The organism is Mesorhizobium sp. M1E.F.Ca.ET.045.02.1.1, from assembly GCF_003952485.1.
Classification (GTDB): domain Bacteria; phylum Pseudomonadota; class Alphaproteobacteria; order Rhizobiales; family Rhizobiaceae; genus Mesorhizobium.
In genome coordinates this window covers 4,636,266-4,658,426 of sequence record NZ_CP034447.1, presented here as the reverse complement: position 1 = coordinate 4,658,426, position 22,161 = coordinate 4,636,266, and the positions used below count along the sequence as shown (strand labels likewise).

General features: G+C 63.4%; 23 protein-coding genes and 1 pseudogene. 13 read left to right on the top strand and 11 right to left on the bottom strand.

The window, feature by feature from the left end; translation table 11 throughout:
• Positions 1 to 34 precede the first annotated feature (34 nt).
• The 10 genes and pseudogenes from EJ070_RS22365 to EJ070_RS22320 all read left to right on the top strand — a co-directional run bounded on the left by EJ070_RS22365 (position 35) and on the right by EJ070_RS22320 (position 8,759).
• Entirely contained in the window at positions 35 to 610 is a 576-nt protein-coding gene (locus tag EJ070_RS22365) for a DUF4893 domain-containing protein (protein WP_126093294.1), read from the top strand.
• Positions 611 to 702: 92 nt separating this feature from the next.
• Positions 703 to 1,485 (top strand): formyl transferase, encoded by a 783-nt coding sequence (locus tag EJ070_RS22360; RefSeq protein WP_126093293.1) that lies wholly within the window; start codon positions 703 to 705, stop codon positions 1,483 to 1,485.
• Positions 1,486 to 1,541: 56 nt separating this feature from the next.
• Complete coding sequence (locus EJ070_RS22355; protein ID WP_126093292.1) at positions 1,542 to 1,808, top strand: DUF1778 domain-containing protein; 267 nt, start codon at positions 1,542 to 1,544, stop codon at positions 1,806 to 1,808.
• A 174-nt stretch (positions 1,809 to 1,982) separates the two neighbouring features.
• Entirely contained in the window at positions 1,983 to 2,285 is a 303-nt protein-coding gene (locus EJ070_RS22350) for a virulence factor (RefSeq protein WP_040969819.1), read from the top strand.
• Positions 2,278 to 2,868: a methylenetetrahydrofolate reductase C-terminal domain-containing protein gene (locus tag EJ070_RS22345; protein WP_126093291.1), complete on the top strand. Its 591-nt coding sequence runs from the start codon at positions 2,278 to 2,280 to the stop codon at positions 2,866 to 2,868. Before EJ070_RS22350 ends, EJ070_RS22345 begins: the two co-directional genes overlap by 8 nt.
• Positions 2,865 to 3,956 (top strand): methylenetetrahydrofolate reductase, encoded by a 1,092-nt coding sequence (locus EJ070_RS22340; protein ID WP_126093290.1) that lies wholly within the window; start codon positions 2,865 to 2,867, stop codon positions 3,954 to 3,956. Before EJ070_RS22345 ends, EJ070_RS22340 begins: the two co-directional genes overlap by 4 nt.
• 80 nt (positions 3,957 to 4,036) lie before the next feature.
• Positions 4,037 to 5,011, top strand: coding sequence for a methyltetrahydrofolate cobalamin methyltransferase (locus EJ070_RS22335; RefSeq protein ID WP_126093289.1), 975 nt, complete (start codon positions 4,037 to 4,039; stop codon positions 5,009 to 5,011).
• Positions 4,950 to 7,123: pseudogene (locus EJ070_RS22330) on the top strand (ASKHA domain-containing protein). Before EJ070_RS22335 ends, EJ070_RS22330 begins: the two are co-directional and overlap by 62 nt.
• Before the next feature lie 238 nt (positions 7,124 to 7,361).
• The gene (locus EJ070_RS36365) at positions 7,362 to 7,547 is read left to right on the top strand and encodes a hypothetical protein (RefSeq protein WP_127299399.1); all 186 of its coding nucleotides are present in this window, start codon (positions 7,362 to 7,364) and stop codon (positions 7,545 to 7,547) included.
• 246 nt (positions 7,548 to 7,793) lie between these two features.
• A complete protein-coding gene (locus tag EJ070_RS22320; protein ID WP_126093286.1) occupies positions 7,794 to 8,759 on the top strand; it encodes an alpha/beta hydrolase in 966 nt (321 codons plus the stop codon).
• Between the two features lies 1 nt (position 8,760).
• Here EJ070_RS22320 and EJ070_RS22315 read toward each other — a convergent pair whose 3' ends face one another.
• Positions 8,761 to 9,660: a LysR substrate-binding domain-containing protein gene (locus tag EJ070_RS22315; RefSeq protein ID WP_126093285.1), complete on the bottom strand. Its 900-nt coding sequence runs from the start codon at positions 9,658 to 9,660 to the stop codon at positions 8,761 to 8,763.
• A gap of 220 nt (positions 9,661 to 9,880) precedes the next feature.
• Between EJ070_RS22315 and EJ070_RS22310 the strand changes: the two genes are divergently transcribed.
• The 3 genes from EJ070_RS22310 (at position 9,881) to EJ070_RS22300 (ending at position 11,812) form a co-directional block, all read left to right on the top strand.
• Positions 9,881 to 10,066, top strand: a complete 186-nt coding sequence (locus EJ070_RS22310; protein WP_126093284.1) for a hypothetical protein — start codon at positions 9,881 to 9,883, stop codon at positions 10,064 to 10,066.
• A gap of 334 nt (positions 10,067 to 10,400) precedes the next feature.
• Positions 10,401 to 10,535 (top strand): hypothetical protein, encoded by a 135-nt coding sequence (locus EJ070_RS37475; RefSeq protein ID WP_095791071.1) that lies wholly within the window; start codon positions 10,401 to 10,403, stop codon positions 10,533 to 10,535.
• A 338-nt stretch (positions 10,536 to 10,873) separates the two neighbouring features.
• Positions 10,874 to 11,812, top strand: a complete 939-nt coding sequence (locus EJ070_RS22300) for a GlxA family transcriptional regulator (RefSeq protein WP_348627521.1) — start codon at positions 10,874 to 10,876, stop codon at positions 11,810 to 11,812.
• A gap of 5 nt (positions 11,813 to 11,817) precedes the next feature.
• On the opposite strand, the gene EJ070_RS22295 is transcribed toward EJ070_RS22300, so the two are convergent.
• From EJ070_RS22295 to EJ070_RS22250, 10 genes are all read right to left on the bottom strand, one after another.
• On the bottom strand, positions 11,818 to 12,624 hold the full coding sequence (locus EJ070_RS22295; protein WP_126093282.1) for an ABC transporter ATP-binding protein: 807 nt from the start codon (positions 12,622 to 12,624) through the stop codon (positions 11,818 to 11,820).
• Positions 12,621 to 13,397 (bottom strand): ABC transporter permease, encoded by a 777-nt coding sequence (locus tag EJ070_RS22290; RefSeq protein WP_189350002.1) that lies wholly within the window; start codon positions 13,395 to 13,397, stop codon positions 12,621 to 12,623. Before EJ070_RS22290 ends, EJ070_RS22295 begins: the two co-directional genes overlap by 4 nt.
• 169 nt (positions 13,398 to 13,566) lie before the next feature.
• Positions 13,567 to 14,517, bottom strand: a complete 951-nt coding sequence (locus tag EJ070_RS22285) for an ABC transporter substrate-binding protein (protein WP_126093281.1) — start codon at positions 14,515 to 14,517, stop codon at positions 13,567 to 13,569.
• Positions 14,518 to 14,687: 170 nt separating this feature from the next.
• Entirely contained in the window at positions 14,688 to 15,032 is a 345-nt protein-coding gene (locus tag EJ070_RS22280; RefSeq protein ID WP_126093280.1) for a peptidase inhibitor family I36 protein, read from the bottom strand.
• A gap of 167 nt (positions 15,033 to 15,199) precedes the next feature.
• Positions 15,200 to 16,048 (bottom strand): DUF1194 domain-containing protein, encoded by an 849-nt coding sequence (locus EJ070_RS22275; protein ID WP_126093279.1) that lies wholly within the window; start codon positions 16,046 to 16,048, stop codon positions 15,200 to 15,202.
• A gap of 80 nt (positions 16,049 to 16,128) precedes the next feature.
• Positions 16,129 to 17,070: a phosphoribosylaminoimidazolesuccinocarboxamide synthase gene (locus EJ070_RS22270; protein ID WP_126093278.1), complete on the bottom strand. Its 942-nt coding sequence runs from the start codon at positions 17,068 to 17,070 to the stop codon at positions 16,129 to 16,131.
• A 238-nt stretch (positions 17,071 to 17,308) separates the two neighbouring features.
• The gene (locus tag EJ070_RS22265; RefSeq protein WP_126093277.1) at positions 17,309 to 19,870 is read right to left on the bottom strand and encodes an FAD-dependent oxidoreductase; all 2,562 of its coding nucleotides are present in this window, start codon (positions 19,868 to 19,870) and stop codon (positions 17,309 to 17,311) included.
• A 127-nt stretch (positions 19,871 to 19,997) separates the two neighbouring features.
• Positions 19,998 to 20,795, bottom strand: a complete 798-nt coding sequence (locus EJ070_RS22260) for a hydroxymethylpyrimidine/phosphomethylpyrimidine kinase (protein ID WP_126093276.1) — start codon at positions 20,793 to 20,795, stop codon at positions 19,998 to 20,000.
• Positions 20,786 to 21,391, bottom strand: a complete 606-nt coding sequence (locus EJ070_RS22255; RefSeq protein ID WP_126093275.1) for a thiamine phosphate synthase — start codon at positions 21,389 to 21,391, stop codon at positions 20,786 to 20,788. Before EJ070_RS22255 ends, EJ070_RS22260 begins: the two co-directional genes overlap by 10 nt.
• Entirely contained in the window at positions 21,388 to 22,161 is a 774-nt protein-coding gene (locus EJ070_RS22250) for a thiazole synthase (protein WP_126093274.1), read from the bottom strand. The genes EJ070_RS22255 and EJ070_RS22250 overlap by 4 nt, the downstream gene beginning before the upstream one ends.

Below are 22,161 nucleotides of genomic sequence, written 5' to 3'. Positions count from 1 at the left end.
CGCTGTTCCAGCCACCGATTCGGGAAACCCATTCATGACCCCTCGCCTGCTGCTCGCCGCTCTTGGCCTCATCGGCCTCGTCCTGCCGGCCTATGCCGACGGCGAGGTGCAGAAGCTGATCACCGCCGCCGACAAGGCGCGGCTCGACAAATATGGCGACACGCGCAAGGCCGCCCTCGAGGAGGCGAAGGCCGGCAATCCGACCGAGGTCAAACAGCTCGATGCGCTGCTCGCCAAGCCGCTGGTCGCCTTCTCCGACAAGGACCTGACCGGCAACTGGAAATGCCGCACCATCAAGGCGGGCGGTATCAGCCCGCTCGTCATCTATGGCTGGTTCAAGTGCAAGGTGACCGACGATGGCTCGGGTTGGCGGCTGCAGAAGATCAGCGGCTCGCAGCGGACCATGGGCCGCTTCTTCGACGACGGCGAGAAGCGCGCCATCTACCTCGGCTCGTTCTCGGTCAATGACGACAAGGCCAAGCCCTATGGCAGCGGCCCCGAGAGCGACCAGGTCGGCTATGCCTTCCGCAGCAGCGCCACCGAATGGCGCATCGAATTCCCCGCGCCCTATTACGAATCGAAGCTCGACATCATGGAGTTCAAACGCTGAGCAGAGCCTGCATGTCTGGCTGAGGTCGCGTCACACCAAGGATTAACCCGCCCCGCATAGCATCCGCCCGGTTTTCAGAACGGGTGCTTGCCATGGCAGCGTCGGAATCCAGTCTACGACCGATCGTGGTCGTCACCGAGGGCGGCCCGCATATCTGGGCCATCGTCAACGCGCTTGCCGATCGCGTCGGCCCTGTCAGCGTCGTCCTCGAAGCGCCCGAATCCAAAAAGCGATTGCTGCTCGGCCGCGCACACCGCCAGGGTTGGATCTCGGCCGTCGGCCAGCTTGGCACGATGGTGCTGACCAGGCTCGGCAAGCGGTTCTTCGTCGGCCATGCGGCGCGCATGATCACCGAGGAGAAGCTCGAGACGGAGCCTCGCCCCGGCCAAACGATCATCCATGTGCCGTCCGCCAACGGGCCTGAATGCCTTGAGGCGATCGGGAAGATCAAGCCGGGCGTCGTGCTGCTCGCCGGCTGCAGGCTGCTGTCGAAAGATACCCTCGCGAAGATGCCCTGCCCGGTCCTCAATTATCACGCCGGCATCGCCCCGAAATATCGCGGCATGAATGGCGGTTACTGGGCGCTGGCCTGGGGCGATCAAGAGAATTTCGGCACCACCGTGCATCTGGTCGATGCCGGCGTCGACACCGGCGGCGTGCTGAAGCAGGCGCGCGGCAAGCCGAAACACGGCGACACCATCGCCAGCTACGCGCTGCGGCAGGTCGCATTCTCGCGCGACATCTGCGTCGAGGCGGTCAGCGACGCGCTGGCCGAAAAGCTCGATACGATCGACCCCAACCTGCCGTCGAAGCAGTGGTTTCACCCCACGATCTGGTTTTATCTCTGGACCGGCCTGACGAAGCGCGTTTGGTAGGCTCGTTCAATCGGTCGCCCTGTATGTTACCGTCCTACAGGAAGTGAGTTCTGCCGATGTCCATCATGGCCCCTATCAATATTCTCGTCACCTCTGACGAACGTAAGATTCTTGAAGCTGCTGCCAGTCAAGCGCACACCAATCTCAGTGACTTCATCCGGCGCAAGGCCATTGAGGCAGCCGAAATGCAGGTGCTGGGCGGGCATGTTGTGACGATCCCGGCTGCCGATTGGGAAAAGTTCGAGGAGTGGGCAAAGTCCCCACCGACCGATCTCCCCGAACTGCGAAAGCTCGCTGAGTCACGGCCTGTGTGGCAGGACTGACATCTCCCCGGCCCCTTGCCATCGATGACGGAGACGCCGTCTCCCAATCCGGGCTCGCGTCCTTTCGTTTGCGACCTCCAGCAGCGTCGCTTTTGAAGGCGCGCGCGTCGTCCCATAACAAGCGGCCCAAGGGCGCATGCGGCAATGCTCCAAACATCGAGGAGTTGAGAATTCATGGCCGATCTGATCGTCGTCTATTGGCGCGACATCCCCGCGCAGGTCATCGTCAAGAAGGGCCGGCAGAACGCCAAGCGCGAACTGCCGCTGCGCTTCACCGAGGCGATCGACATGTGCGCCATGCGCACCGGCGCCGGCGGCACAGACGACTACCTGGCCGAATGGCGCAAGGCCGATCCGGTTCCGGTCGGCGACGACATCGAAGCCGAGGTCGAGAAGGCTTACCAGGACCTCGACGCGAAATATGACCGTGAGCGGCTGGTCGCTCTGGTCAAGGCTGGCGGGAAAGAAAATGTCTGAGAAACAGCCGGCGGTCACCCAGGCCACTCTGGTCAAGAAGGCAGCGCCGAAGTCCGATTACAAGCCTGCCGACGTGTCGCCGCAGCGGCGGGTCCAGCGAACTTTTGCCGTGAGATTGTGGTCGATCCGGCACTCGCGATTGCTGGAATGGTTCTACAGCAGGTTCGCCGACGTCTTCCTGCTTTTGCATCCTTTGTGGAAAGGCATCGGCTATGGCCGCGTCGAGGCCCCGGTGAAGTTCGTCGAAAAGCGCGTCAAGGGCTTCATGTTTGACTGCCGCATGTGCGGCCAGTGCGTCCTCTCCTCCACTGGCATGTCGTGCCCAATGAACTGCCCGAAGCAGCTTCGCAACGGCCCCTGCGGCGGCGTGCGCGCCAATGGCAATTGCGAGGTCGAGCCGGACATGCCCTGCGTCTGGGTCAAGGCCTGGGAAGGCTCCCGCAACATGGTGCACGGCGACAAGATCCTCGACGTGCAGAAGCCGGTCGACCAGTCGCTGCGCGAAACCTCGGCCTGGCTCAGGGTGACGGCGCAGGCCGCGGCAGCTCGTGAAACGAACCAGAACCCCGGAGCTTCGGCATGATCGCCCGCCAGCGCGACGAGAACCCGGCCGGCATCCACCTGCCGCTCGATCCCCTGCCCGGCCACACTTCGCGCGGCCGGCTGGAGCGCGTGCTGCGCCGCGGCGAGTTCGCGGTGACGACCGAGCTCAACCCGCCCGACAGCGCCGACCCCGAAGACGTCTACAACCGCGCCAAGATCTTCGACGGCTGGGTCGACGCCATCAACGCGGTCGACGCGTCCGGCGCCAACTGCCACATGTCGTCGGTCGGCATCTGCGCGCTGCTCACCCGCATGGGCTATGCCCCGATCATGCAGATCGCCTGCCGCGACAAGAACCGCATCGCCATCCAGGGCGATGTGCTGGGCGGTGCTGCGATGGGCGTCGCCAACATGCTGTGCCTCACAGGCGACGGCGTCCAGGCCGGCGATCAGCCAGGCGCCAAGCCGGTGTTCGATCTCGATTCAATGTCGCTGCTCGAAACCATCCGCATCATGCGCGACAATGGCAGGTTCCTGTCCGGCCGCAAGCTGACGACACCGCCGCAGGTCTTCCTCGGTGCCGCGGTCAACCCCTTCGCGCCGCCTTACGATTTCCGCCCGATCCATCTCGGCAAGAAGATCGCCGCGGGCGCGCAGTTCGTGCAGACGCAATATTGCTTCGACGTGCCGATGTTCAAAGCCTTCATGCAGAGCGCGCGGGACTTGGGGCATACGGAAAAGGTCTTCATCCTGTGCGGCGTCGGGCCGCTCGCTTCCGCCAAGACGGCGAAATGGATCCGCTCCAATGTGCCGGGCATCCATATCCCCGACGCGGTGATCAAGCGGCTCGAAGGCGCGCAGGACCAGAAGAAGGAAGGGAAGCAGCTCTGCATCGACATCATCAACGAGGTGAAGGAAATTCCGGGCGTCGCCGGCGTCCATGTGATGGCCTACCGCCAGGAAGAGTATGTCGCCGAGATCGTCGATGAATCGGGCGTGCTGAAGGGCCGCCAGCCCTGGAAGCGCGAAATCCGCCGCGACGACCAGCTGGTTGCCGAGCGGCTCGACCACATATTGCACGACGAGATTACCGAAACCCAGGTGGATATGGTGAAGACCGCGCATTGACGGCGCGGCCGACACACATACGCTTGAACGAAATCAGATAACGATATAAAGAACTCTTTATATCCCGACGGAGAGATCGCATGACCCGCACCATCGTCGCCTCAGCCACCCGAGAAATCGTCATCGGCTTCGACCAGCCCTTCTGCGTGATCGGTGAGCGCATCAACCCGACCGGCCGCAAGAAGCTCGCCGCCGAAATGGTGGCCGGCAACTTCGAGACCGTCATCAAGGACGCGCTGGAGCAGGCCGCCTGCGGCGCCACCATGCTCGACGTCAATGCCGGCGTCACCTCGGTCAATCCGAATGAGACGGAGCCGGGCCTCTTGGTTCAGACACTGGAGATCGTCCAGGGACTGGTCGATCTGCCGCTGTCAATCGACAGTTCCGTCACCGCGGCGATCGAGGCTGGACTGAAGGTCGCCAAGGGCCGTCCGCTGGTCAACTCAGTAACCGGCGAGGAAGAAAAGCTCGAGGCGATCCTGCCGCTGGTCAAGAAATACAACGTCCCGGTGGTCGCCATCTCGAACGACGAGACTGGCATCTCGATGGACCCGGACGTCCGTTTCGCCGTCGCCAAGAAGATCGTCGAGCGCTGCGCCGACCACGGCATCCCCTCTCATGACGTTGTCGTCGACCCGCTGGTGATGCCGATCGGCGCGCTGGGCGATGCCGGCCGTCAGGTGTTCGCGCTGCTTCGCCGCCTGCGCGAGGAGCTCAAGGTCAACACCACCTGCGGCCTCTCCAACATCTCCTTCGGCCTGCCGCACCGCCACGGCATCAACGCCGCCTTCATCCCGATGGTGATCGGCGCCGGCATGACCAGCGCCATCATGAACCCGGTCCGTCCGCAGGAAATGGAAGCCGTGCGCGGCGCCAACGTGCTGAACGGCACGGATGAGAACTGCACCAACTGGATCAGGACCTACAAGGACTACAAGCCTGCCGAAGGCGGCCATGCGGTTGCCGCTCCAGTGGCGGTCACCGCCCCTGGCGATGGCGCTGCCGCAGGCGGTCGTCGCCGCGGCGGCCGTGAAGCCCGCATGGCGAGGGCATAAGGTAGAGATTGTGACTTTTTCGACAGAGGGAGGTATTCGCATATGAACCCTCCCCCGAACATAACCGATCCGCTCGTGCTGTTCATGCCGTCAGGCAAGCGCGGGCGGTTCCCGGTCGGCACGCCGGTGTTGGATGCCGCGCGCCAGCTCGGCGTTTATGTCGAGAGCGTGTGCGGCGGTCGCGCAACCTGCGGGCGCTGCCAGATCGAGGTGCAGGAAGGCAGTTTCGCCAAGCACAAGATCGTCTCGTCCAACGAACACATCTCGCCCAAGGGCGCCAAGGAGGAGCGCTACGAGCGCGTGCGCGGCCTGCCCGAGCACCGCCGCCTTTCCTGCTCGGCGCAGATCCTCGGCGACCTCGTCATCGACGTGCCGCAGGACACGGTCATCAACGCCCAGACCATCCGCAAGGACGCCGACACCAGGGTCATCGCCCGCGATACGGCGATCCGCATGTGCTATGTCGAGATCGAAGAGCCCGACATGCACAAGCCGCTCGGCGATCTCGACCGGCTCAAGATCGCCTTGATGAAGGACTGGGGCCTCAAGAACCTCGAATTCGATTTCTATCTCCTGCCGCAGGTGCAGGGCATCCTGCGCAAGGGCAACTGGACCGCCACCGCCGCCATCCACAAGGATGCCGACAGCGACATCGCGCGCGTCATCGCGCTCTGGCCCGGCCTGAAGAACGAGGCCTACGGCCTCGCCTGCGATATCGGCTCGACCACCATTGCCATGCATCTGGTGTCGCTGCTGTCGGGCCGTGTTGCGGCCTCTTCCGGCACATCCAATCCGCAGATCCGCTTCGGCGAGGATCTGATGAGCCGCGTCTCCTATGTGATGATGAATCCGGACGGCCGCGAAGGCATGACGGTCGCGGTGCGCGAGGCCATTTCAGGCCTCGTCGACAAGGTCTGCGCGGAAGGCAATGTCCACCGCAACGACATCCTCGACGCGGTGTTCGTCGGCAACCCGATCATGCACCATCTGTTCCTCGGCATCGATCCGACCGAGCTCGGCGGCGCGCCTTTCGCGCTCGCCGTTTCCGGCGCCGTGCGCATCAAGGCCTCCGACCTCGGCCTGAAGCTGAACCAGGGCGCGCGCCTCTACATGCTGCCCTGCATCGCCGGCCATGTCGGCGCCGACGCCGCCGCGGTCACGCTGTCGGAAGGCCCGCACCGCCAGGACGAGATGATGCTGATCGTCGACGTCGGCACCAATGCCGAGATCGTGCTCGGCAACAGGACGCGCGTGGTCGCGGCCTCTTCCCCGACCGGCCCGGCCTTCGAGGGCGCGGAGATCTCCGGCGGCCAGCGCGCCGCGCCAGGCGCCATCGAGCGCGTCCGCATCGATCCCGACACGCTTGAGCCCCGCTACCGCGTTATCGGCTCGGAACTGTGGTCCGATCAGCCGGGCTTTGCCGAAAGCGTGCAGGCGACCGGCGTCACCGGCATTTGCGGCTCCGGCATCATCGAAGTGATCGCCGAGATGTATCTGACGGGCATCATTTCGGAAGACGGCGTCGTCGACGGCTCGCTCGCGGCGCGCTCACCGCGCATCGTCCCCAACGGGCGCACCTTCTCCTACGTGCTGAAGGATGGCGAGCCGAAGATCACCATCACCCAGAACGACGTGCGCGCCATCCAGCTTGCCAAGGCAGCCCTTTATGCCGGCACCAAGCTGTTGATGGAAAAGCAGCACACCGACCATGTCGACCGCATCCATTTCGCCGGCGCCTTCGGCTCCTTCATCGACCCGAAATACGCCATGGTGCTGGGCCTGATCCCCGACTGCGACCTCGACAAGGTGTCGGCCGTCGGCAACGCCGCCGGCGCCGGCGCGCGCATGGCGCTGCTCAACCGGGGCTACCGCCGCGAGATCGAGGAAACCGTGAGCAGGATCGAGAAGATCGAGACGGCGCTGGAGTCCAAGTTCCAGGAGCACTTCGTCTATGCCATGGCGCTGCCGAACAAGGTGGACCCGTTCCCGAAGCTCGCAGCCGTGGTGAAGCTGCCGCCGCGCAAGGCAACGAGCGAGGACGGCGCCGTGGGTGATGCCACCCCGCGCAGGCGCTCGCGCGAGGAGCGCGCGGCACGGCGCGGCCTCGGATAGGCCTGCTTCTTACCGGTACGCCTTCGATTTCATTTGCATGCAAATGTTTCCGGATCCGCCCGATCCGGAAACCGAAACGCTGCTTTTGCGAAATCCTTTCGATACATGCCTGGCGCATTCAGCGGCCATCGAACGGTGGCCGGGATCGTGCATGTCGCCCAAAAGTGCTCAGCGGTTTTGGGAAAGGACATGCAGCAAAAATGAGTTGTCGGCCGCCGCTCTTCAAAGGGAGATGAAAATGTCGATGTTCGATAACCTCAGCCGCTTTGGCGTTACCATCAGGCAGGCCCATGCACGGAACAAGGCGATCCGCGCGCTCGACGACCTGCCGGCGCATGCCCGGAAGGATATTGGCTGGCCGGCCTCGCCGCCGAGCGACCCGCAGGCGGCTCTTCACAAGCTGCTGCTTGGCACGCCGCGCTGATGACCTTCGCCGACAAATGCAAGCTGCTCGGCAAACGCCGGGGCCGGCAAGCGGCCTCGGCGACCGGCGACAACAAGCTGCGCGCCGCGCTGCTGCCGGGGCGTCGGTGACGCGCCTGCTATCGAATCAGGGCGTCGCATCACGTCGATGTGCGCCCGGCGAACCTTGACATTTTTAGCTGAGATCCAATCTTCGGATAGTGGGGAGAATTCTCTTAGTCGGCTCTGCCGAAGTCCGTGTATCCGCATGCCTAGTTTGAAAAGCCACGTCGTCTCGTTCATTCTTAGGCACAGCCGCAAGAAGGCCTTTTCCAGTCCCGAGAATCTGCAGCGCTGGATTGCCTACGCCCGCAAGACCGAAGACTATCATCCGCCCGCCTTGCTGAAAGCGCGGCTCGACATCGCCGAGACCAGTGTCGGTGGTTTTCCCGTTTATGAGATCGCGCCGACGGCCGGCGAAAGCCGGCGCATCCTTTATCTGCATGGCGGCGCCTTCGTCTTTCAGATGACATCCTATCACTGGGTGCTGATTGCCGAGATGGCGGAGCGGCTGGGCTTCGGCGTCACCGTGCCGATCTATCCGATCGCGCCGGAGCACAACTTCCATGACATGTTCGGCATGGTGGGCGACGTCTATCGGCGCATGCTCGAAGAGACCGATGCCGGGGATATCGTCTTCATGGGCGATTCCGCCGGCGGCAACATGGCCGTGGTGCTCACCATGATGGGCGCCGAGAAAGGCCTCCCAGCACCATCGCGCCACGTGCTGATCTCGCCCGGCCTCGATATGTCGCTGTCCAATCCGGAGGTGTTCGAGGCGGAGCGCCGCGATCCGTGGCTCGGCATTTCCGGCGGGCTCGAGGCGATCCGGCTCTACAGCGCCGGCATCGACCGCTCCGACTGGCGCATCAGCCCGCTCTATGGCGATCTCTCGGTGCTGCCGAAGACGCTGCTGCTCACCGGCTCGCATGACCTGCTCAGCCCCGATAATCTGATCTTCGCCGAACGGGCGCGCGCCGCAGGCGTCGAGGTCGACGTGGTCTATGAGGAAGGCATGTTCCATGTCTGGCCGCTGATCGAGATGCCGGAGGCGCGACGCGCGCGCGACAGCATCGTCGACTTCCTCACCGGCGAACCGACACCGCAGCGCGCCCGCGCACCGCGCCTGACCGGAACTGCCTACGCGGCGCGGCCTGCGCCGGCGGCCGAATAGCTCAGAACCTGCCGGTTTCGCGGAACAGTTCGAACGTCGCGCGGATGTGATCGGCAACGGCCTTCACCGGCGCGCTGGCGTCGGGCGCCACCACCATGGCGAGATTGTAGGTGCCGATATCTGGCATGCCGTCCTTCTGGCCCAGCTCGACCATATCGTCGCCGAGGAAGGATTTTGGCAGTGGCGCCACGGCGAGGTCGGCCATGATCGCGGCGCGCTGGCCGGCCGTGTGGGCGCTCATATAGGCGACGCGGTAGTTGCGGCCCTCGCGCCCGAGCGCTTCCAGGGCGCCGGCCCGCCAGGCGCAGCCCTCTTCCCACAGCGACACCGGCAGCGGTTCGCGCAGATGCGCGCAGCCACCCTTGGCGCCCGCCCAGACGATCGGCTCGGTCAAAAGCACCTCGGCGCCGAGCGCGCTGGTCTTGTAGGAATTGGTGAGCAGCGTGATGTCGAGCGCCCGGTCGTCCATGCGGCGGCGCAGATTGCTGCTCTGATCGATGGTGACGTCGACGGCGATCGACGGATGCGACTGCGCGAAGCGCTTCAAGACATGCGGCAGCACGCGCTCGCCATAATCATCCGGGGAGCCGAGCCGCACCACGCCCACGATGTCGGGAATGATGAACTTCGACACCACCTCGCGGTTGATCGACAGAAGCCGCCGGGCATAGCCGAGCAGCATCTCGCCATCCGTGGTCAGCGTCACCGAACGCGCGTCGCGCGCGAAGACGGAGCGGCCGAGAATGTCTTCCAGCTTCTTGATCTGCATGGAGACGGCCGAGGGCGTGCGGAACACCGCATTGGCGGCGGTGGTGAAGCTGCCGGTCTCTGCGATCGCCACGAAGGTGCGCAGCACATCGAGATCGAGCAGCGGCAGAGGATGGTTGAGCGGGGCGTTCATCGGAGCTTACCTTCAATTTTTCTGATGCAAACGATCATCCCATTTCGTTTGATTGAACATCACTTCAGGCGCATAGTCAACTCGATCGATGCAGGATGCTGCCAAAAGCAGCCATGAAACAACCCCGACACGGACCTGCAATCGACATGAAATGAAGCTGAAGCAGACCTGACGTAACGCATTGCCGGGTGCCTCCCTGCCCGAATCGAGGAGAATGAAAATGTCTATCCTGTCGTCTATCGGTCGGCTCGCGACCGAATTCAGCGCCGCCCGCGCCCGCTACCAGACCGAACGCGCAATCCATTCGCTGCCGATCGAGCTGCAGAAGGATATCGGCTGGCCGGAAGCCGCCGATGCCAAAACCGGTGTGCGCCTCGGCGTCGGAACCTGGGCCGGAGCGAAGTAACAAAGTGTGCATTCAGTGCTGAAGGCCTGCCGCATCAGCCCGGCAGGCCTTTTTGTTTGCACTCAAACGAATTTTCCAGCCATGCGGCCGCTGCATGACGCATATGAACCACTCGCATAACACGGCGCCGTTCTACTTAATGCCTTGTAAACAATCGTAAATTTCGGGCAGTTTGCCCAAATATGTCGCAATCCATGTCGCTTTTCATATCAAGCGCTTCGTTTTTGCGATTTAGTTTTTGCTGAACCAAGCCTATATCACCTCTCAGCAAAAACGAGCTGCCCCACTCCATCAAGCGAAGGCGACCCGTCTGAGCAACCAAATGGAGATGATGATGAAGCTCTTTGCCCGCCTGTTCACCCGCCGCGAAATGAACCTGACGACCGCTCTCGAGCGTCAGCGTCTTGCCAAGACCATGCCCGGCCAGACCGGCGCTATGGCCGCTGCCCGCCTCGGCTTCGTTGCCTGAGCACTCGTTCGACGGGACGGCCGCGCGCCGTTACCCGACTTGATCACAACGCCGCCGGGCCTCGCCAAGGCGGCGTTTTCATTTTGACGGCGCGGTTCGTTGGATACCTGAGGTGGTATCTCCAGGCTCGCGCCATCGGCGATTGCCCATTTGCGACCCGTGTCGCAAATTTAATCTTCACTTAGCCGCCTACCCGATTGACAAGAATGCTTTTTCCTGATGTCGCTATGCTATTAGCGACATTCTGTTCGCGTCATGGCCGCGTGAGGTCTCCCGTGAATGCCGTAAAGCTCCCGATCAAGAGATCGTTTGTATTCTTCCTCGTCCCCGACTTCACCATGATCGCCTTCGCGACGGCGCTCGACCCGTTGCGCTCGGCCAACCGGATGCTCGGCTACGATGCCTATAGCTGGCGCCTGGCCAGCATCGACGGCAAGCCGGTGCGCGCCTCGAACGGCGTCGAATGCGCCGTCAACACCTCGCTCGAGGAAGAGCGCAAGAAGATGGCCGGGCCAGACAGGCCGAACATGGCGATCGTCTGCAGCGGCATCAATGTCGAGCGCTACCACAACAAGTCGGCCTTCGCCTGGCTGCGCGAGGAATACAATCGCGGCGTCGCCGTCGGCGGGCTGTGCACTGGCGCGCATATCCTGGCTGCTGCCGGGCTTTTGTCCAACAAACGCTGCGCTATCCACTGGGAGAACCTGCCGGGCTTCTCGGAGGCCTTCCCCAAGGCCAATGTCTTTGCCGACCTCTTCGAGGTCGACCAGAACGTCTATACCTGCGCCGGCGGCACCGCCGCGCTCGACATGATGTTGAAGCTGATCGGCGACGACTTCGACGAAAGCCTCGTCAACCGTGTCTGCGAGCAGGTGCTGACCGACCGCGTGCGCAGCCCGACCGATCGCCAGCGCCTGCCGCTGCGGGCGCGTCTGGGCGTCCAGAACTCCAAGGTGCTGACCATCATCGAATTGATGGAGGCGAATCTCGCCGAGCCGCTGTCGCTGATCGAGATCGCCGATCACGTCGATCTGTCGCGCCGGCAGATCGAGCGTCTGTTCCGCACCGAGATGGGCCGATCCCCCGCCCGCTATTATCTCGAGATCCGGCTCGACCGCGCCAGGCATCTGCTCATCCAGTCGTCGATGCCTGTGGTCGAGGTGGCCGTGGCCTGCGGCTTCGTCTCGGCCTCGCACTTCTCCAAATGCTACCGCGAGCTCTATGCCCGCTCGCCGCAGCAGGAGCGCGTCGACCGCAAGCAGTTGCTGGCCGCCTGAACCAGTCAGGTGGCGGCTGCCTGGGCGGACTGCGTCTGCGCAGTCCGCATCGCCTCGATGCGGATGTCCTCGGTGAGTTGCGCTTTCAGCGTGGAAAATTCCGGGCTGGTCTTCAGCGTGTAGTGGCGCGGATGCGGCAGGTCGACCGGCACGTCCGATTTGATGCGGCCAGGCCGCGCGCTCATCACGACCACCCGCGAAGCCATGAAGATTGCCTCCTCGATATCGTGGGTGACGAACAGCACCGTCTTCTTGCGCCGCTCCCAGATGCCGAGCAGCAATTCCTGCATCAGACCGCGCGTCTGGTTGTCCAGCGCGCCGAACGGCTCGTCGAGCAACAGGATCGCCGGGTCGTTGGCCAGCGCGCGCGCGATCGCCGTGCGCTGCTGCATGCCGCCCGAAAGCTGCTTCGGCCAATGGTTTTCGAACCCCTTCAGACCGACGAGGTCGACATAGGAGGCGACGATCTCGTTGCGTTCGCGTTCCGGCATGCCCCGCTCGCGTAAGCCGAAGGCAATGTTTTCGGCAACCGTCAGCCAGGGAAACAGCGTATAGGACTGAAAGACCATGCCGCGATCCGGGCCGGGCCTGGTGACGGCCTTGCCGTCGAGCAGCACATGGCCGGTGCTCGGCGCCTCCAGCCCGGCCACGATGCGGAGCAACGTCGATTTCCCGCAGCCGGACGGGCCGAGGATGGTGATGAAATCATTGGCCGCAACCGAAAGGTCGACGGGCTGCAAAGCCTGCACCGGATTGCCGCCACGCACCCCGGCGAAGGTTCGCGAAACGCCTTCGATGAGAAGCTTGCTCACGCCAGGCTCCACGGATAGAGCCAGCGATTGAGCGCCTTGAAGGCGAAGTCGGACAACAGTCCGATCAACCCGATCACGATGATGCCGAAGATGATCTGCCCTGTCGCCAGCCGCGACTGGCTGTTGATGATCATGTAACCGATGCCGGATGACGAGCCGATCAGCTCGGCGACAATGACATAGGTCCACGCCCAGCCGAGCACCAGCCGCAGCGTCTCGGCGATTTCCGGCGCATTGGCCGGCATGATCACCCGTTTGACGATGCCGTTGTCGGTTGCCCCCAGCGTGTAGGCCGCCTCGACCAGGTCTCGCCTGGTGCTGCCGACCTTGACCGCGACGATCAGGATGATCTGGAACACCGAGCCGACGAAGATCACCAGGAGCTTCTCCAGTTCACCGATGCCGGCCCACAGGATGAGCAGCGGGATGAACGCCGAAGCCGGCAGGTAGCGGGCGAAGGACACAAACGGCTCGAGGAACGCCTCGATCGGCTTCCAGGCGCCCATCGCGATGCCGATCGGCACCGCGACGATCGAAGCCAGCACGAAGCCGCCGAAGACGCGCCAGATGGTGATCAGGATGTCGAGCCAGAAGCGGTCCTCGACCAAAAGCCGCCAACCGTCGCCAAGCATCGACGGCGGATCGGCGAGAAAGATCCGGTTCACATGGCCGCCCAGCGTGATCCACGCCCAGAACGCCACGAAGAGCACAAAGAAGGCGATGCCGAGCACGGTTCGGGTGCCCGGCGGAACGGGATGCAAGGGACGCAGCATCAGGCACTGTCCTTAAAGCATGTCTCCCGAAAGCGGGAACCGGTTTCGGGACAAAGACATGCGTAAAATCAAGAAACCTAAAGCGCAGGGAGCGAATCTGAAAGATCGCGACGCGCTTTAAGGAGAAGGAACGGCGGCTTGTCGCCGCCGTCGATCGAGGGATGCGCGATCAGTTGGCCAGCGCGCTGGTGTCGGCGAGCGTCGTCACGTCCGGCGCTTCCTTGATCAGGCCCATCTGCAGCAGCAGCTCCGCCGCGGTCTTGGAGAAGTCCTGGAAGTCCTTCGTGAAGAACTGCTTGTTCTCTTCCCGGTCGGCCCATTTCAGGTACTTGGCCGAGTCCTCGAACTCCTTGGCCGACTGCTTCACGTCGGCGCCCATGATCTCGTAGGATTTTTGCGGATCCTTCTTGATCATGTCGAGCGCGTCGAAATAGCTGTCGGCCAGCGCCTTGGCGGCATCGGGATTGGCCTTGAGGAAGTCCGGCGTGCAGCCGACGGTGTCCAGCACCATCGGATAGTCGAGCGTGGTCGCTAGGATATGCCCTTGGTCGGTCTTGTCGCGCACTGCGGAAATGAAGGGCTCATAGGTGACTGCGGCGTCGTTCTGTCCGGCAAGGAAGGCTTGCGCTGCCGCGTCAGGCTCCAGGTTGACGACCGTCACGTCCTTGGTCGACATGCCGTTCTTGTTGAGCACCCAGGCGAGCAGGAAATAGGGCGACGTGCCGGGAGCAGACGACGCGACGTTCTTGCCCTTGAGGTCGGCGACCGTCTTGATGTTGTTGCGCACGACGATGCCGTCGGCGCCGTAGGACTTGTCGAGCTGGAATATCTGCTTGGTGGTGACGCCGCTGGCGTTCCACACCATCCAGGTCTCGACAGTGGTTGCAGCGCATTGCAGATCGCCGCTGGCAATCGCCAGCGGCCGGCTCGCCTGCGGCACCTTCTTCAGCGTGACGTCGAGCCCATGTTTCTCGAAGAGGCCGGCCTGCTTGGCTAAAGTCAGCGGCGCAAATCCGGTCCATCCGCTGATACCGATGGTGAGCGACGTGGCAGCGGCAGCCGGCGCCGACATCCCGACGACCGCCGTCAAAGCCACCGCGAGAATGCTGGTCCTGTTCATCATGGTTCCCCTTTTTGTCTGGTGAGAGGAGATTGTCTCACAGAGCGCAAAAGGCTTGTCAATGAAGCAGGACCGGTCATGGACCATGGTCCAAGTCAGCGCACCGGGAGCCTCCTCAAGCGTACTTGAACTGACCGGTTGTGGCAGATCATCCGGGACGACGTCGGTGTTCAGTATTGGTCGCAATAGCACTCGGCCGACGAGATGCGGTCGTTCCAGCCGGAATCTCCGAAACCGCGAACCCTGCGATTGAGTTCGATCGAGCGACCGCGCCTGCCTGAATTCTCATAGGCAACGAGCGTGCAGCCACGGCGCACGAGCACCGAGGAGACACGATCGTTCCAGAACTGGCCGCCGCGGAAATTGACGGCGTCGTCAGGCCCCATCTCCAGCGAGCGTCCCCGGAAATTGATGTCCTCGAACAGCACGCAGGCCGCCTCGCCGTAGAATTGGGCGCTGGCGCTCCCGGCGCAAAGCAGAGATGCAAATACGGTCGGAATGAGCAGGCGTTTCATTATGATGCTTCCTTGTTCAGCCACTTCGAGCGATGCCGCCGGCCCCAGGCACTTTGCCATCGTGCCGCGCGCAGAAGCAAGCTCGCGCCTGATCGTCCAGCCGCCACCTTAGCGCTGGTATAACGCTCCAGACGGAAAACCGCTGCGCACTTTTCCTGGAATTGCTTTTAGCGGCTGTCCAGCATCCAGCCGCGATTGCGCCACATCTTTTCCCCGGCCAAGCAATCGGCTGCCGGCCGGTCGTCGGCGAGCACCACCGGCGGATGATCCGCCTCTTCCGCCGCCCATCGCTGCGATGCCGGACCGGCAAGCTCCAGCACCAGCTTGCGGCGGATCGCTTCCGGGAACTGCGTCCAATCGTTGACCGGAATCATGAAGGCGCCCGGCCCGCCGATGACGCAGTCGCTGTAGTAGCGGTCGAGATTGGCGACATCGAAGGCACCGCTGAAACCGCCGCGCGTCATCAGCGGCAGTCCATTGATGGTGATACCCTGTTTCACCACCTCGTCCCGCGTGATGTCGACCGGCGCGCCCTGGTTGTTGGGTCCGTCGCCCGAAACATCGATGACGCGCTTGGTGCCCTGAAAACCGCTTTCGGCGAAAAGGTCGCTGCCGAATTCAAGCGCGCCGGAGATCGAGGTTCGCCGCGCGCTGTCCGGCGGACTGGCATTGAGCTGCGCAACCACCCTCTCTGCATCGGCGCGATTGGCGATCACAGTCCACGGCACGACGACCCGCTGCCATCTGGTGCCGGCCCATTCGACATAGGTGACGGCGATCTTGCCATAAGCGCCGTCGGCAATGGCCTTCAGCACGTTGTCATGCGTGAGCGCCGCGGCATAGCCATGGCGCTGGATCTCGAGTTCGGCCGGCGACATGGAGAGTGAAACATCGACCGCCAGCACCAGTTCGACATCGACCGGCTCGGCGGGAGAAGCTGCTGATGTCAGCCAAAGCGCCAGCGCCAGCGCGGCGCTGCCTGAGAAGATATGCCTTGCGCGGGCATAAGCAGACATAGGGGGAGGGTAAGCGAAAATAGCCGCGTGCAAAAGCCGGGAATTCCCGGGCATCGCATTCCCGCCAGCCCAAGGCCCTCTTAAAAATACCGCGCGAGATTCGAACGGATGCGTTCCAGCACGGTGTCTCCGGAGACGTCGGGCACGAATTTTGCGCTGGTGATTGCCTCGTAGGCCTGGATATAGACCTCCGAGGCCTGATTGACGATCTCGTCCGGGATCCTTGGGATCGGTTCCTTGTAGGGGTCGCACCGCGCCAATACCCACGACCGGATGAAGTCCTTGTCGAAACTCTGCGGCCGCACGCCGCCTTCGAACGCCTCATTGTAACTCGCTGCGATCCAGTAACGGCTGCTGTCGGGCGTGTGGATTTCGTCCGCAAGGACGATGGCGCCGTCCGGCGCCGTGCCGAATTCGTACTTGGTGTCGGCCAGAATCAGGCCGCGTTCGGCGGCGCGCTGCTGGCCGCGGGCGAACAACTGCAGCGAATAGCGCGATACGGTGTCCCACTGCGCCTGCGTGAGAAGCCGCTGTTCGATAATCTCGGCTTCAGACAGTGGCTCATCGTGGCCGCCGCCTGCAGCCTTGCTGGTCGGAGTGATGATCGCCTCGGGCAGCTTTTCATTGTCGCGCAGCCCATCCGGAAAGCTGTGTCCGTAGAAGCTCCGTTCGCCTTTCCTGTACTTGGTCAGGATCGAGGTGCTGGTGGTTCCCGCCAGATAGCCGCGCACGACGATCTCGACCGGCAGCATATCGAGCCTTGCGCCGACGACGACATTGGGGTCGGGATACTCCAGCACGTGGTTGGGGCAGATGTCGGCGGTTTCCTCGAACCAATAGCGCGCTGTCTGGGTGAGGACCTGTCCCTTGAATGGGATCGAGGCCAGAATCGTATCGAACGCGCTCAAACGATCGGTGGCGATGATGATGCGGCGCCCGTCCGGCAGATCGTAGTTTTCGCGCACCTTGCCGTGATAGTGATTGGGAAGTTCGGGAATGAAGGCGTCGGACAGGATGCGCATATGGCGTGTTGCTTTCGCAGGCTTGTGATGGGGACACATAAGCTGTCGGCCTCGCACGTATCAAGCCGGTACCCAAGCCGTCTTCACATCGCCTCCGGGCACGGCAGGCGAATGATACAGCATCCGACTGTCACCCGCGTTGGCCCAACTTCAACCGCATGTGCGACGATCATCCGGTACAGAGAAAAAAGCCCGGCCGAAGCCGGGCTTTCGCATTCATCTTTTTGCGCCTGCGGCCTCAGCTCCTCGGCTTCAGGTTTTCTGGATCGTAGAGCGGTTTGTAGCCGACGCCGGCCACTTCGACCGGATAGGTCTCGCTGAAATACTCCACCTGCAGCTTGCGGCCCTCCTGGGCATAGGCCCAGGGCAGGTACGCAAGCGCGATGTTCTTGCCGATCGTCGGGCCGTAGGCGACCGAAGTGGTGAAAGAGCGGCGGCCGAGCTCGTCAACCAGCGTCTCGCCGGTCGCGGGGTCCTGCACCGGCATCGTGCCGACCGGATAGCGTGCGACACCCTTGGCATCGGTGTTCTCGGTCATCACCAACGTGCAGAGTATCGCCGGCTGATGGTGGCGGGCGCGATATTCGAGGTGTTTCGCCTTGCCGCAAAAATCGTTCTCCTTGACCTTCGGGCGGGCAAGATCGGCTTCGAGCAGATTGTACTCGGTCAGGAGGTCGGCATTCTGCAGCCTGAGGCTCTTTTCCATGCGGCGGGTGTTGGCATAGGTCTCGACGCCGAACGGCATGACGCCGGTCGAGCGCAGCGCGTCCCAGACGGCCAGCCCGTCCTCGTAACGCATATGCAGCTCCCAGCCCTGCTCGCCGACATAGGAGATGCGGAAGGCAGTGACATCCTTGCCGGCGATGCGGATCGGCTTGATTGCGGCGAACGGGAAATTCTCCGGCGAAAGCCCCTGTGGGTCCTCGACCACTTTCTGCAAGGTGGCGCGGGCATTCGGCCCCCAGATGCCGATCGTGACGTACTTCTCCGTGACGTCGGTGACGGTGACATCAAAACCTTTGTCCCGCGCGGTGCGCTGCATGTAGCGGAAGTCGCGCGGACCGGCGTCCGCACCGTCGATCACCCGGCAGCGGTCGGCCATACGGATCACCGTGAAGTCGGCGCGCACCATGCCTTCCTCGTCGAGGAAGTGGGTATAGATGCCCTTGCCGATATTGTTGTCGCCGCCGATCTTGGCCGCGCACAGCCATTCCAGCAGCGCGACATGGTCAGGGCCTTCGACATCGTACATCGAGAAGTGCGAGAGGTTGACGATGCCGCAATCCTCGCTCATCGCCAGATGCTCGGCATTGGAGACGCGCCAGAAATGGCGGTTGTCCCATTCGTTTTCGCGCACCGGCACGCGGTTGCCGTATTTTTCGAGCAGGTGCTCGTTGGCGGCATAGCCGTGGGCGCGCTCCCAGCCGCCCAGCTCCATGAAATAGCCGCCGAGCTCCTTCTCGCGCTCCCAGAAAGGCGAGCGACGGATGTTGCGGCCCTTGGAGAAGGGCTCGCGCGGATGCACAGCCGGATTGTAGACCTTCATCGCGGTCTCGGTGCAGCGATCCCAGATGAACTGCTCCTGCATCTGGTGCGGGTAGAAGCGCGCATAGTCGATGGCGTGGTGGTCGATCGAGGTGCGGCCGTCGGTCATCCAGTCGGCGATCAGCTTGCCCATGCCCGGGCCGTCCTTGACCCATATGGCGACGGCATACCAAAGCCCCCTCACCTTCTGGCTTTCGCCCATGGACGGGCCGCCATCGGTCGTCACCTGCAGCAACCCGTTGAAGGAATGGCCCTCATTGTAGCCGAGCTCGCCGAGGATCGGCGTCAGCTCCATGGCGCGCTCCAGCGGCGCCATGATCTGCTCCATGTCGAGGTCGCGCTGCGAGGGCGAGAGCCGCGCCTGGTCCTTCTCGAGCAGGTCGCGCGGGTGGCAGAGACGCGGATTGGTCTCTTCGTAGTAGCCCCATTCGATCTGTCCGCCTTCGGCGGTCTTGGGGTCGCCGGTGTCGCGCATATAGGCGGAGTTGCCCTGGTCGCGCAGCAGCGGCCAGCCGATCTCCTTGCCGGTGCCGGCGAACTCGTTGTAGGGGCCGAAGAAGGTCAGCGGATGGTCGATCGGCATGACCGGCAGATCCTCGCCGACCAATGCCGCGGTGAGCCGTCCCCAAATACCGGTGCAGACGACGACATAGTCGGCCTCGATCGTGCCGCGCTCGGTCACCACGCCCTTGATGCGTCCATTCTCGACGATCAGCTCCTTGGCGGAGGTGTTGGCGAAGGCCTGGAGCTTGCCGGAGGCTACACCCTGGTCGACCAGCTTGCCGGCGACCGTCTGCGAGCGCGGGATGACGAGGCCGGCATCCGGATCCCACAACCCGCCCTGCACCAGATGCTCCTCGATCAGCGGGAACTTCTGCTTGATCTCGGCCGGCTCGATCAGGCGGGCGCGTGTGCCGAAGGACTTGGCCGAGGCGATCTTGCGCTTGATCTCTTCCATGCGGCCATCGTCGCCGACGCGCGCGACTTCCAGGCCGCCGATGCGGGCGTAGTGGCCCATCTTTTCGTAGAAATCGATGGAATAGAGCGTCGTCCAGCAGGACAGGAAGTCGTGGCTGGTCGTGTAGCAGAAGTCGGAGGCATGCGCCGTCGAGCCGATATCGGTCGGGATGCCCGACTTGTCGATGCCGACGATGTCGTCCCAGCCGCGCTCGATCAGGTGATGGGCGACCGACGCGCCGACGATACCGCCCAGACCGACGATGACGACCTTCGCCTTTTTCGGAAACTCTGCCATTGCCCGCGACTCCAAAGTGGTAAAGCCGGCGGACTATAGGGCCGAGCGGTAGGGTGATTGAAGCCTGTTTGCGACATTAGGAAAAGGCCGAGCGACCCTGACAGCCGAACGCGCCTCGTCCGGGGTGTCACCGGTGAGGATTTCCTGATGTGCCGGAGCCGAATTCGCGCTCGATACCTCGCAAAAGCTTCCCGAAGACAAACCGCTTGCCTTCGCGCACGCTGTCCTCGAGCGGTTTCGCGCCGGCCAGATGCGCGGCGATCGCGCTCGCCAGCATGCAGCCGGTCCCGCGCATCGATCCGGCAAGCCTGGGCATGTCGAAGCGGATAGGTTCTTGCCCGCCGCTCAACAGAATATCCGTTGATCTGGGTCCCGCCGCATGGCCGCCCTTGATGAGCACCGCCTGGGACCCGTCCGCAAGCAATCGCCTTCCCTGCCGCAGCGCATCTTCGTCGTCCGCGGCCAAATCCGAACCGGTCAGGATCGCCAGCTCGATGAGGTTCGGCGTGACCAGACGGCAAAGCGGCATGAGATCGCGTTTCAGGACCCCGATCGCTCCCGGTTCCAGCAATTGCCTGCCCGACGTGGAAGCCAGCACCGGATCGAGGACCGTCGGTATCCGCGGATTTTCGCCGAGCACGGTGGCAACCGCCGCGATAACGCGTCCCGTTGAAAGCATTCCGATCTTTATCGCCGACACTTTATTGGCCCGCAGCGCCGCGCGCATCTGATCGGCGACCAGGCCGGGCTGCATATGGTGGACCGCCGTAACGGATTGGTGTGTCTGCACCGTTACCGCGGTGACGGCAACGCAACTGCGCAAGCCGATCGAAGAGATCGTCTCGATATCGCGCGCAATCCCGGCGCCGCCGCTGGAATCCGATCCGCCGACGACGAGCACATGCGGGTCCCGGTTCAGCGCCATTGCTCCGTCTTGTCGATCCATTCCCTGGTACGCGCCTCGGGGTCCGGATTCAGCGTTATGTCCGTCACCACCGCCGCGCTGTCGGCGCCGGCCCCGAAAACGCCATCGAGCCGTTCGGGATTGAGGCCGCCGATGGCGACCAGCGGAATGGGTGCGACGGCGTCCTTCCAGGCGCGAAGCCTCTCGAGCCCCTGCGGCGCCCATTTCATTGTCTTCAGGATGGTCGGATAGACGGGACCCAGCGCGACGTAGTCGGGCCTGGCTGCCATAGCCGTCTGCAGTTCGGCATGATCATGGGTGCTCAGCCCGAGCCTGATGCCGGCCGCCCGTATCTCCGAGAGGTCGGCGGCCTGCAGGTCCTCCTGGCCGAGGTGGACGAAGTCGCAGCCCTCTTCGATCGCCAGCCGCCAATGATCGTTGACAATGAGCTGGCAATGGTGTCGCGCGCACAAGGCTTTTGCCTTGCGGATTTCCGCGCGCAGCCTGCCCTCGTCCATGTCCTTGATGCGGAGTTGCACCAGCCTGACGCCGAGCGGCACAAGCCGTTCGATCCAGGCGGCGCTGTCGACGATCAAGTAGAAGGGATCGAGCTTCATGAGAAAACCGCCCTGCCGATTGTAGGAGTCGATGGCACGGCGACGTCGCGCGGCTCGAGCAGTCCTGAACCATACGCTTCCCGGCCGGCATCGACCGCCTTGCCGAAAGCGCGCGCCATGCCCACCGGGTCGGCCGCCTTGGCAACCGCGGTGTTGAGGAGCACGGCGTCAAAACCGAGTTCCATAACGGTTGCCGCGTGCGACGGTCGTCCGAGACCAGCATCGACGATCAATGGCACGTCGGGGAAATGCCCGCGCAGCGAGCGCAGCGCCATGATGTTGACCGGCCCGAGCGCCGAGCCGATCGGCGCGCACCACGGCATCAGAACCTTGCAGCCTGCCTCGAGCAGCCGCTCGGCGACGATAAGGTCGTCGGTGGTATAGGGGAAAACGCTGAACCCGTCTTCGCAAAGGATGCGCGCGGCTTCGACCAGACCGAAGACGTCGGGCTGCAGCGTGTCGTGGTTGCCGATCACTTCGAGCTTGATCCAGGACGTGCCGAAGACTTCGCGCGCCATCTTCGCGGTCGTCACGGCTTCCTTCACGGAGTGGCAGCCGGCGGTGTTGGGCAGCACCCTCACGCCGAGCGAACGGATCAGCGACCAGAATTTCTCGCCGGCCTTGCCGCCGGCCATTTCCCGGCGCAGCGAGACGGTCACCACCGAGGTGCCTGACGCCTTGACCGCATCGGCCAGGATCGCCGGCGAAGGATATTGGGCGGTGCCCAGCAGCAGGCGCGAGGCAAGTTTTGTCCCGAGAAGATCGAACAT

Bases quoted from the DNA above. Each gene is read 5' to 3' on its own strand.
- EJ070_RS22365 (WP_126093294.1), top strand. From the start codon at position 35: ATGACCCCTCGCCTGCTGCTCGCCGCTCTTGGCCTCATCGGCCTCGTC.
- EJ070_RS22360 (WP_126093293.1), top strand. From the start codon at position 703: ATGGCAGCGTCGGAATCCAGTCTACGACCGATCGTGGTCGTCACCGAG.
- EJ070_RS22355 (WP_126093292.1), top strand. From the start codon at position 1,542: ATGTCCATCATGGCCCCTATCAATATTCTCGTCACCTCTGACGAACGT.
- EJ070_RS22350 (WP_040969819.1), top strand. From the start codon at position 1,983: ATGGCCGATCTGATCGTCGTCTATTGGCGCGACATCCCCGCGCAGGTC.
- EJ070_RS22345 (WP_126093291.1), top strand. From the start codon at position 2,278: ATGTCTGAGAAACAGCCGGCGGTCACCCAGGCCACTCTGGTCAAGAAG.
- EJ070_RS22340 (WP_126093290.1), top strand. From the start codon at position 2,865: ATGATCGCCCGCCAGCGCGACGAGAACCCGGCCGGCATCCACCTGCCG.
- EJ070_RS22335 (WP_126093289.1), top strand. From the start codon at position 4,037: ATGACCCGCACCATCGTCGCCTCAGCCACCCGAGAAATCGTCATCGGC.
- EJ070_RS36365 (WP_127299399.1), top strand. From the start codon at position 7,362: ATGTCGATGTTCGATAACCTCAGCCGCTTTGGCGTTACCATCAGGCAG.
- EJ070_RS22320 (WP_126093286.1), top strand. From the start codon at position 7,794: ATGCCTAGTTTGAAAAGCCACGTCGTCTCGTTCATTCTTAGGCACAGC.
- EJ070_RS22315 (WP_126093285.1), bottom strand. From the start codon at position 9,660: ATGAACGCCCCGCTCAACCATCCTCTGCCGCTGCTCGATCTCGATGTG.
- EJ070_RS22310 (WP_126093284.1), top strand. From the start codon at position 9,881: ATGTCTATCCTGTCGTCTATCGGTCGGCTCGCGACCGAATTCAGCGCC.
- EJ070_RS37475 (WP_095791071.1), top strand. From the start codon at position 10,401: ATGAAGCTCTTTGCCCGCCTGTTCACCCGCCGCGAAATGAACCTGACG.
- EJ070_RS22300 (WP_348627521.1), top strand. From the start codon at position 10,874: ATGATCGCCTTCGCGACGGCGCTCGACCCGTTGCGCTCGGCCAACCGG.
- EJ070_RS22290 (WP_189350002.1), bottom strand. From the start codon at position 13,397: ATGCTGCGTCCCTTGCATCCCGTTCCGCCGGGCACCCGAACCGTGCTC.
- EJ070_RS22285 (WP_126093281.1), bottom strand. From the start codon at position 14,517: ATGAACAGGACCAGCATTCTCGCGGTGGCTTTGACGGCGGTCGTCGGG.
- EJ070_RS22280 (WP_126093280.1), bottom strand. From the start codon at position 15,032: ATGAAACGCCTGCTCATTCCGACCGTATTTGCATCTCTGCTTTGCGCC.
- EJ070_RS22275 (WP_126093279.1), bottom strand. From the start codon at position 16,048: ATGTCTGCTTATGCCCGCGCAAGGCATATCTTCTCAGGCAGCGCCGCG.
- EJ070_RS22270 (WP_126093278.1), bottom strand. From the start codon at position 17,070: ATGCGCATCCTGTCCGACGCCTTCATTCCCGAACTTCCCAATCACTAT.
- EJ070_RS22265 (WP_126093277.1), bottom strand. From the start codon at position 19,870: ATGGCAGAGTTTCCGAAAAAGGCGAAGGTCGTCATCGTCGGTCTGGGC.
- EJ070_RS22260 (WP_126093276.1), bottom strand. From the start codon at position 20,795: ATGGCGCTGAACCGGGACCCGCATGTGCTCGTCGTCGGCGGATCGGAT.
- EJ070_RS22255 (WP_126093275.1), bottom strand. From the start codon at position 21,391: ATGAAGCTCGATCCCTTCTACTTGATCGTCGACAGCGCCGCCTGGATC.
- EJ070_RS22250 (WP_126093274.1), bottom strand. From the start codon at position 22,161: ATGTTCGATCTTCTCGGGACAAAACTTGCCTCGCGCCTGCTGCTGGGC.